Here is a 438-nt window from a genome sequence, read left to right as displayed (position 1 = left end):
TTCTTGAGCAGGGTGTCGGCGCTGGCGAAGCTGCCGGCCTGCACCGCCTCGGCGGCGGTGGCCAGGCCGCGCTTCATATTGGTGCCGTGGTCGGCGTCGCCGATGGCGGCATCCAGGTCGGTGAGCTCCTCGGCGTGCTCGGCGATGAGTGCGGCGCTGCGGCGCACCCAGGTCGCCAGGTCCGCCACGCTCAGCGAGTGGCGGGCGGCTCCCCCCTCTGCGGTCATGTCACTTCTCCTTACAGTCTCCTTGGGGTGCCCGCAGGCGATCGGGCACCCCGATTGTGTCAGGTCCTCACGCTCCCCAGCGCAGGCCGGGCGTGTTGACGGGGGCGTCCCACAGGCTCAGCAGCTCGGCGTCGGCGCGCACCAGGGTCAGGGAGCAGCCGGCCATGTCGAGGCTGGTGATGTAGTTGCCCACGAGGTTGCGGGCCACGGT

The 438-nt window shown here is 71.0% G+C and carries 1 protein-coding gene and 1 pseudogene; both read right to left on the bottom strand.

The features are described from left to right. Positions 1-227 (bottom strand): annotated as a pseudogene (locus HV824_RS36370) (DAK2 domain-containing protein); the annotation flags it as partial. Positions 228-294: 67 nt separating this feature from the next. Beyond that, entirely contained in the window at positions 295-435 is a 141-nt protein-coding gene (locus HV824_RS36365; protein ID WP_368738148.1) for a dihydroxyacetone kinase subunit DhaK, read from the bottom strand. Positions 436-438 lie beyond the last annotated feature (3 nt).

This window comes from Myxococcus sp. AM009, assembly GCF_013372605.1.
In the GTDB taxonomy this organism is placed as follows: Bacteria; Myxococcota; Myxococcia; order Myxococcales; family Myxococcaceae; genus Myxococcus; species Myxococcus vastator.
Note: the sequence above shows the minus strand (reverse complement) of the source record. Positions and strands in the feature narration are given on the sequence as shown.